Here is a 7,215-nt window from a genome sequence, read left to right as displayed (position 1 = left end):
CCGAGGTGCTCGGTGCGTTCGAGGTGGCGCCGGGGGGTCGGCGACCAGGAACGGCTCTGGGAAGCGCCAGAAGCGCGCTGACGGCTACTACGGGGTCCATCGAGACATCGCAGTCGCATTGTGCCACCGCGTGCTCTGGATGAAGGGCACAGCGCCCGGCATGTTCCAGGGGCAGTTCAAGCGGTTCACCGCCACGAACCTGCCCTACGTCTGGACCCCCAACGACTTCGTGAAGGCGTTCGACGCGATCTACCGCCGCACCGGTCGCTACTCCCCCGGCACGAACTACGACTCCCGAACCAAGGACGACCGCGGCCGCGCCGAGAAGGCCGACGCCGGCGCGGTCCGCAAGCCGATGAAGATGCTCCAGTGGCACCTGGACCAGCTGGACCCGGTCAACGACCACCCGCGCCTCGAGCTCGACATCGCCAACGAAGCAATGACCCGGGCACAGGCCGCCCGGCAGGCAGTGCTGGAGGCCCACGATCAGCACCTCGCCGAGATCGGCATGGAGCGAGGCTCCGAGCGGCGCGCCGAGGTCCGGACCGCTCAGGCCGCTCTGGCCCGGGAACTGGCCGGCCTTCCCCCGGTCACCCGGGTGAGGAACCGCCGCCGATGAGCCGCCGATGGTTACTTTCCGTAGATGAGTCACGGGACATGGGACAACCGATTCTCGCACGCGCCTGCGCGCGTATAGAGACCAATTTCCGCGTCCCATGTCCCATGTCTCATGCGCGCGCGAGCGTGACTGTGCGTTACTTACGCGCGGTGCTTGCGTGGGTGCTGGCGTGCGTAGGTGAGCGCCGCGCGAATGAGTGCGCTGCGGTCGGGCGCGTCGTGCCTGGCCGTGAGCTGGTTGAGCACGTCGACGTGGGATGGCAGGGCCGACAGGGCGACCTGGATGTGAGCCTTGCTGCCCTTGGTGGAGCTGGGACGCTCGAACAGGCCGCTGGTGTCGGGCTGCTCGGCTGCGGCGACCATCCGTCCAAGCTGGCCGTCTTGCTCAGCCTGCTCGACAGCGTCCAGAACGACGGTGAGCTGGGTCGATCCAGCCGCGGCCTTGCGCAGCCAGTCCCGCAGGTCGCGGGGCATGTAGACGATCATGATCGGCCGACTGGTCTTGCGGGCTGGCTTCTTCTCGACTGCCCGCAGAGCCGGCGGCGGGTTCTCGACTGCCGGCGGGGTTGTGGTGCTCTCAGTCGGTTCTGCCGGGTTCGCGGGCGCCGACGCAGCACCGGGTTCGGCCGGAGACGCGGCTGGCGCGGCCGCCGGCGGAACTGGATTCATGATCCCGCCCAGACGCTGGCGCGGTGTGGAGGCTGGCGGGGTGAAGATCTCGCTGAGGTTGCCTGCTGGGAGCCCTCCCGTAGGCAGCTCGGATCGCCTCTCGCTCATACGGCAGCCTCCCGGTGGGCGATTGCGGTGAAGATTTCTTCGGTGATTCCGGCGAAATCACCGGCCAGCTTGGTGGCGGTGCTGGATACCGAGCGCTCGACGTCAACACCGGATGCCCGCAGGCGCAACCGCTCCAGGGCCTGGGCCTTGGTCGGGACGAAGGCCTCGAGCTCGTGCACCATCAGGCCGCGTTTGCGAGCGTCGACGGCCGGCACGATCGCGTGCCGCACGATCGTCTTGAACACGGGGGCCTGCCCGCCGAAGACGGCGTGGATGTCGTCGATGGTTTCTTTGCGCAGCGTCTTGGCGGCTTCAGGGATGCCGACGGCCGCTACCCCGAGCAGCTCCAGGTCCGGGTTGTCGCCCGCACGTGCCTCCGCGAACTTGCTTCCCATCTCCTTCATGCCCTCGATCGAGGAGATGTCGGCTTGAGTGGGGATGATCAGGTAGCGGGCTGCCCTCATGGCGATCTGGATGAGTGGTTCGTTGCCGGGAGGCAGATCCAGCACGATGAGCGAGTAGTTGTGCGCGATCGGAGCGATCGCTCTCGCGAGAGCGAAGACGGCGGCACGATCGCGGCCGACCGAGGTCGTGATCCAGCTGGCGAGCGCCGCGGTGTTGATCCGGTCGGCGGCCACCAGGTCCAGGTTGTCCCTGATGTCCGGGTGGGACGGAGTGAGCGGCTTGCCCCGGGCGATCGCATCGAACAGCGCTTCTCCCCCGCCGTCCTTGCGGCCGGCCTGGGTCAGACCCAGCTCCTCCGACTGGTTGCCCTGAGGATCCAGATCGATCAGGAGAGCCCGCATGCCGCTGTCAGCGGTCAGGCCGGCGACGTTCGACGCCAGAGTGGTCTTGTACGACCCGCCCTTGCCGTTGCCGATCGCGACAACGCGACTCAACGCTGGGCGCAGCTGCTGCAGCTCCTGTGTATCCATTCGGGTTCACTCTCTGGCTCGTCCACCGTACGGCGTAGTAGATCCGCTAACCACATCCATAGTGACCCACCCGGTGGCGTCCTGTCGCTAGCCGCCGCATCACAGCGCCGACGTCGTTTGCATAGCAGCTCACCCCGCCGTACCACACCACCGCCTGCATGGCTTGAGGGTCGACGTGACAACCACACCCTTGCGAATAGCGCTGTGATGGGACATGAGACACGGCTAGATGTCCCATCACGACACGCGGCTATACACCTGGCTATACGAATTGCAGTAAATATCAGCTACTCTCACAGCTATGAGTACGCATGTGGAAGGAGCGCAGGTTCGCATCACGGTAGATCTCGATGCAGAACTGCACCGCGACATGAAGCAATGGCGGATGCACCAGGGCCGCGGTGTGACGCTGGCGAAGATCTACCGAGCGCTGTCGAACGAGCTCCTGAGCGACCCGGAGCTCGCACGGAGCGTTCTGAGCCGGATTCACGCGTGAAAAGGCCGCCGCAGACTGCACATCTGCGACGGCCAGCGCACCCATCCATCCCTGAGACGAGCGAATAGGAGACACCCACATCATGACTGATGTCGCATTGGAACGTGCACTGGACGAGGCCGAAGACTTCCCGACCCGACGGGACGTCGGCGTCCAGATCGCCCGCAAAGCTCTCGAGGAAGCCCGGCAGACCGGCGCCCGCGTGAGCGGCGCGACCCTGGCCGAGGAGTACCCCCAGAACAAGGTCCGCTGGTGGCAGGACCGCCTGAACACGGCCCGCGCCGAGATAGAGGCGGGCATCGACACCAAGACCGCCGAGCAGAACCCGGATCGGCATGCCGACCGTGTCGTCGGCACGGCCCTTGTGCCGACCAGCGTGCCGATCGGCACGGACTCTCAGGAGGTCGGCATGCCGACCCAGACCAAGCGTGCCGAGTCGGCACGCGCCTCCGTGCCGACCGGCGACGTCGGCATGGAGATCGGCACGGAAAGCGTGCCGATCCCGGAGGTCGGCACACCGAGCATGCCGAGCGGCGTGCCGATTGCAGAGTCGGCACACCGGTCCGTGCCGATCAGCACGGACCCCAGCGAGATCGGCACGGATCAGCATGCCAACTCCTGGTACGACGATCTGATGACCGCCTCAGCAGACGAGTCGGCACGCACGCTTTCAACCACGCCGATTCGTTCCTCCCTGCCCGGTCAGACCGGCCTGGATACCCCCCACTGGCCGGATCAGCCCCTTAATGCGGCTGAGAGCCCCGCTGATGCGACGACAGCAGCCGCCACGCACCTTGATGTACCCCAGGGACCTCGGGAGCTCCTGGACCTCTTCGAAGGCACCAGCCAGGCCCCCGCGCCGACAGCGCACGCCACTGGTGCCGGCACCGAGGTCGGTATGCCGATGTCGAGCGAGCGTGCCGAGTCGGCACACAGCTTCGTGCCGACCGTGCTGACCCCGGGAGTCGGCACGGCCTTCGTGCCGACCAGCGTGCCGATCGGCACGGACTCTCAGGAGGTCGGCATGCCGACCCAGACCAAGCGTGCCGAGTCGGCACGCAGCTCCGTGCCGACCAGCAACGTCGGCATGCCGACCCAGACCAAGCGTGCCGAGTCGGCACGCAGCTCCGTGCCGACCAGCAACGTCGGCATGCCGATCGGCACGAAGGCCGTGCCGACTCCCGAGATCGGCACACAGACCGATGCTCGTCGTGCCGAGTCGGCACGCGACCTCGTGCCGACCACGGGGCAAACCGAGCCGACACAGGCGGCACCCCCGCTGATCGCGCCCACCGAGACCACCGGTGCCGACAAGGTGGCCTACGCCTTCTACGGGGTCGCGGCGACGGCTGCCCTCGTCGGCCAGGTCTGGGCCGCCGTCAACCACATCCCGTGGCCGCAGACCGGTTTTTCGACCTTCGGCAAGATCGCTTTGGTCGCGCCGGCGGTCGCGGTGATCGAGCTTGGTGGCGTGGCCACGTCCGCGCTGGCTGATGTGCGGCGGCGCCGGGGAGAGAACGCCTATGGCTACCGGACCATGTCGCTGTTCGCCGCTCTGGTCGCGCTGATCTTCAACGTCTGGGGTCACTGGGCACCCGATGAGCGGTTCCTGGCCTTCGGGTTCGGTGGCCTGTCGGCCTTCGCCTACGTGCTGTGGCTGATCCACTCCAGCGCCCGTCGCCGCGACAGCCTGCGCGGGACGGGCAAGCTCGCCGAGACCGCGCCGGTGTACGGGCCGGGGCAGTGGCTGCGGGAGCCGCGGCTGACCAAGCGCGCCCGGGACCTGGCCGTGGAGCACGGGTACGGCGTTCACGAGTCGCTTCGAGTCGCGCGAGAGGAGGAACGCACCAACACCCGCCGCAAGGCGATCGCGGCCGCGATCGAGCGCCGGATCCGCGAGCTGCACAAGGACGACGAGGTCGGCGCGACGATCGCCGCCACGACCTACGACCTGGACCGGCTGGCCGACGAGGTCAAGGACCGCCTGGACTACGCCACCGCGGCCGACTTCATCGCGACCGATCTCGTGCTCGAGCTCCGCTCCAGTGAGCAGGTGTCGCGATGATCGGGCGGCGTACGGCAATCGACCCGGTGCAGGCGGACTTGAAGGTTGCGGCCGTGCTGACCCGTGCAGGGATCTGTGTTGACGACGTCTCGTACTGGGCATCCCGGATCAGCACGGCCGCCCGGGTCACTGCCGACAAGAAGGTGGCTCGCCTGGTGGTCGGCAGGTTCCTGGACGAGTGCGGGGTGCCGGCAAACAACCAGGCGAAGCTGGTCGCTGCCCTGATGAAGGCGGCGCGGCGATGAGCGCCCCGGAGCTGGTGCTGAGCCGGATCCCGGTCAAGGCGATCGCTGAGCACCCGAAGAACCCGCGCCGCGAGCTGAAGCACATCGACGAGCTCGCGGCATCGATGCAGACCAACGGGCTGCTGCAGCCGGTGGTCGTCGTACCGATGGCCGCGTTCGTCGAGGCCTACCGCGACGCCGCCGAGGGCTGGATCCAGGCCGCCGACGGGCTGGAGTACGTGTCGGTGATCGGCCACCGCCGTACGGCGGCCGCCGAGCTGCTGGAGTGGGAGACGATCGACGCGATCATCCGGCCCGATCTGGCCTCAGCGCAGGCGGCCAGCCGGACGTTCATCGTGGAGAACCTGCAGAGGATCAACCTGGACCCGATCGAGGAGGCCCGCGGGTACGCCGACCTGGTGGCTCTGCGCATGTCGCAGCGGGAGATCGCGCTGACGTGCGGCAAGTCCCAGCCGCACGTGTCGAAGCGGCTGGCGCTGCTGCAGCTGCCCGAAGACGCCCAGGAGCAGGCGTCGGAGGGCCGGGTGAAGCTCGCGGACGCGGTCAAGCTGGCCGGCCTCCCGGCAGATGCCCGGGAGCGGGCGTGGCGCATGTATGCGGAGGAGCCGTTCGACCCGGACCTGGGTGAATGCGTCGCCGAGATCGAGCGCGAGATCGAGGCGGCCCGCAAGCGTGCCGAGTTCGAGCAGCAGGCTGCCGACGAGGGTGTGGAGCTGATCGACCCGATCGCGATGTTCGGGAGGAACCGCTACGACCACACCCTGTACGACGCGAAGGCGATCGCGAAGGCCCGCAAGGCCGGGACGCTGCGTGCGGAGGCGACCGCCCGCGGGCTGTCGTACTTCTCGACGATTCCGCGGGAATCAACCACGACGTCGGCCGATGCCAGCGGCGACACGGCCGCGCGGAAGCAGGCGTCGAAGAACCGCCGCCCGGCGCTGATGCAGCTGGTGGCCAAGCCGCCGGCCGCGGACCAGCTCGCTGCCGAGCTGGCGGCCGCGATTGTGCACGGCGACGTCGGCCACTTCGAGGCGCTGAAGCTGCTGAAGTCCTGGCTGCCCGCCGGCGTGAGCCCGGGCGCGGCCGACGTGTACTCGTGGCGCGACGGGATTGGCCAGGAGAAGTGGGCCTGGCTCGCGTGGGCAATGACGGTGGCCAGTACCGAGATGACCGCCCGGTCGTCGTACACGAACTGGGGACCGCGCCAAGCCGCCCATGTTCAGCGGCTGATCGACGAGGCCGGGTACGAGCCGACCGACTGGGAGGCCGCCCAGCTGGCCCGTGTCGAGCAGCAGGCTGCCGACAAGGCCGCCCGCGCTGAGCTGAAGGCGTCGTGAACCGGGCGTACGCCGTCGTGGCCGCTGGCGCGGCCGCGGCGGCAGTCCTGGCCGGGTGTTCGCTGCCGCCTGCCGGTGCCGGCCCGGCGGCGCCTGCCACGGGTGAGGCGAAGGCGATTCGTGCCGAGCTGGCCAAGGCCAAGGTGGTCGCGAAGCGGCCCGACGTTGCCGGGTACGCCCGGAAGGAGTTCGGGCAGCGGTGGACCGACAGCCACGCCGGCCGCGGTGGCCACAATGGCTGCGACACCCGCAACGACGTCCTGGCCGACCAGCTGGACGACGTCCAGCTACGTGCCCGGTCCAAGTGCGTCGTCGAGGCTGGCACCTTGGCAGACCCCTACACCGGCCGCAAGGTCGCGTTCCGCAAGGCCGACGCCGCCAAGGTCCAGATCGACCACATCTACCCGCTCGCGCGGGCCTGGGATCTCGGCGCCGCCGGCTGGAAGCCGCAGCGCCGTACCGACTTCGCCAACGACCAGGCGGCCAACCTGCTGGCCGTCGACGGCGCGACCAACGCCTCCAAGGGCGACAAGGGCCCGGGGGAGTGGATGCCGGTCAACCGCGCCTACCGCTGCACCTGGACCCTGCGCTACCTGAAGGTCGCCAATGCCTACGGCCTGGCGATCACCCGCGACGACCAGGCCGCCGCGCAAGCCATCACCCGCACCTGCCCGAAATGACTACCCGGATAGAAATCAACGCGGCGTTGACCTATAGCAAAAGTCAACGTAGCGTTGATCTC

8 protein-coding genes are annotated in these 7,215 nt (G+C 68.4%); 6 read left to right on the top strand and 2 right to left on the bottom strand.

The window, feature by feature from the left end; genetic code table 11:
* The first annotated feature begins 139 nt into the window (after positions 1-139).
* Positions 140-619 carry a hypothetical protein gene (locus tag ACFCV3_RS41755; RefSeq protein ID WP_376040860.1) on the top strand — a complete coding sequence of 160 codons (480 nt, stop codon included), beginning with the start codon at positions 140-142 and terminating at the stop codon, positions 617-619.
* 140 nt (positions 620-759) lie between these two features.
* On the opposite strand, the gene ACFCV3_RS41750 is transcribed toward ACFCV3_RS41755, so the two are convergent.
* Positions 760-1,287, bottom strand: coding sequence for a hypothetical protein (locus ACFCV3_RS41750; RefSeq protein WP_376040857.1), 528 nt, complete (start codon positions 1,285-1,287; stop codon positions 760-762).
* A gap of 104 nt (positions 1,288-1,391) precedes the next feature.
* A complete protein-coding gene (locus ACFCV3_RS41745) occupies positions 1,392-2,330 on the bottom strand; it encodes a ParA family protein (RefSeq protein ID WP_376040854.1) in 939 nt (312 codons plus the stop codon).
* Positions 2,331-2,631: 301 nt separating this feature from the next.
* On the opposite strand from ACFCV3_RS41745, the gene ACFCV3_RS41740 reads away from it, so the two are divergent.
* The 5 genes from ACFCV3_RS41740 (at position 2,632) to ACFCV3_RS41720 (ending at position 7,153) form a co-directional block, all read left to right on the top strand.
* A complete protein-coding gene (locus tag ACFCV3_RS41740; protein ID WP_376040852.1) occupies positions 2,632-2,826 on the top strand; it encodes a hypothetical protein in 195 nt (64 codons plus the stop codon).
* Between the two features lie 82 nt (positions 2,827-2,908).
* On the top strand, positions 2,909-4,891 hold the full coding sequence (locus ACFCV3_RS41735) for a hypothetical protein (RefSeq protein ID WP_376040850.1): 1,983 nt from the start codon (positions 2,909-2,911) through the stop codon (positions 4,889-4,891).
* The gene (locus ACFCV3_RS41730; protein WP_376040847.1) at positions 4,888-5,136 is read left to right on the top strand and encodes a hypothetical protein; all 249 of its coding nucleotides are present in this window, start codon (positions 4,888-4,890) and stop codon (positions 5,134-5,136) included. The genes ACFCV3_RS41735 and ACFCV3_RS41730 overlap by 4 nt, the downstream gene beginning before the upstream one ends.
* Entirely contained in the window at positions 5,133-6,473 is a 1,341-nt protein-coding gene (locus tag ACFCV3_RS41725; RefSeq protein WP_376040845.1) for a ParB/RepB/Spo0J family partition protein, read from the top strand. The genes ACFCV3_RS41730 and ACFCV3_RS41725 overlap by 4 nt, the downstream gene beginning before the upstream one ends.
* Entirely contained in the window at positions 6,470-7,153 is a 684-nt protein-coding gene (locus ACFCV3_RS41720; RefSeq protein WP_376040844.1) for an HNH endonuclease family protein, read from the top strand. Before ACFCV3_RS41725 ends, ACFCV3_RS41720 begins: the two co-directional genes overlap by 4 nt.
* The last annotated feature ends 62 nt before the right edge of the window (positions 7,154-7,215 follow it).

It is taken from the genome of Kribbella sp. NPDC056345, assembly GCF_042262745.1.
Taxonomy (GTDB): domain Bacteria; phylum Actinomycetota; class Actinomycetes; order Propionibacteriales; family Kribbellaceae; genus Kribbella.
The sequence above is the reverse complement of the archived record's forward strand: the minus strand, read 5'-3'. Positions and strand labels throughout refer to the sequence as shown.

What these genes read in the sequence shown, in the direction of transcription:
- ACFCV3_RS41735 (WP_376040850.1), top strand. Translation starts at nt 2,909, where the DNA reads ATGACTGATGTCGCATTGGAACGTGCACTGGACGAGGCCGAAGACTTC.
- ACFCV3_RS41755 (WP_376040860.1), top strand. Translation starts at nt 140, where the DNA reads ATGAAGGGCACAGCGCCCGGCATGTTCCAGGGGCAGTTCAAGCGGTTC.
- ACFCV3_RS41725 (WP_376040845.1), top strand. Translation starts at nt 5,133, where the DNA reads ATGAGCGCCCCGGAGCTGGTGCTGAGCCGGATCCCGGTCAAGGCGATC.
- ACFCV3_RS41730 (WP_376040847.1), top strand. Translation starts at nt 4,888, where the DNA reads ATGATCGGGCGGCGTACGGCAATCGACCCGGTGCAGGCGGACTTGAAG.
- ACFCV3_RS41750 (WP_376040857.1), bottom strand. Translation starts at nt 1,287, where the DNA reads ATGAATCCAGTTCCGCCGGCGGCCGCGCCAGCCGCGTCTCCGGCCGAA.
- ACFCV3_RS41740 (WP_376040852.1), top strand. Translation starts at nt 2,632, where the DNA reads ATGAGTACGCATGTGGAAGGAGCGCAGGTTCGCATCACGGTAGATCTC.
- ACFCV3_RS41745 (WP_376040854.1), bottom strand. Translation starts at nt 2,330, where the DNA reads ATGGATACACAGGAGCTGCAGCAGCTGCGCCCAGCGTTGAGTCGCGTT.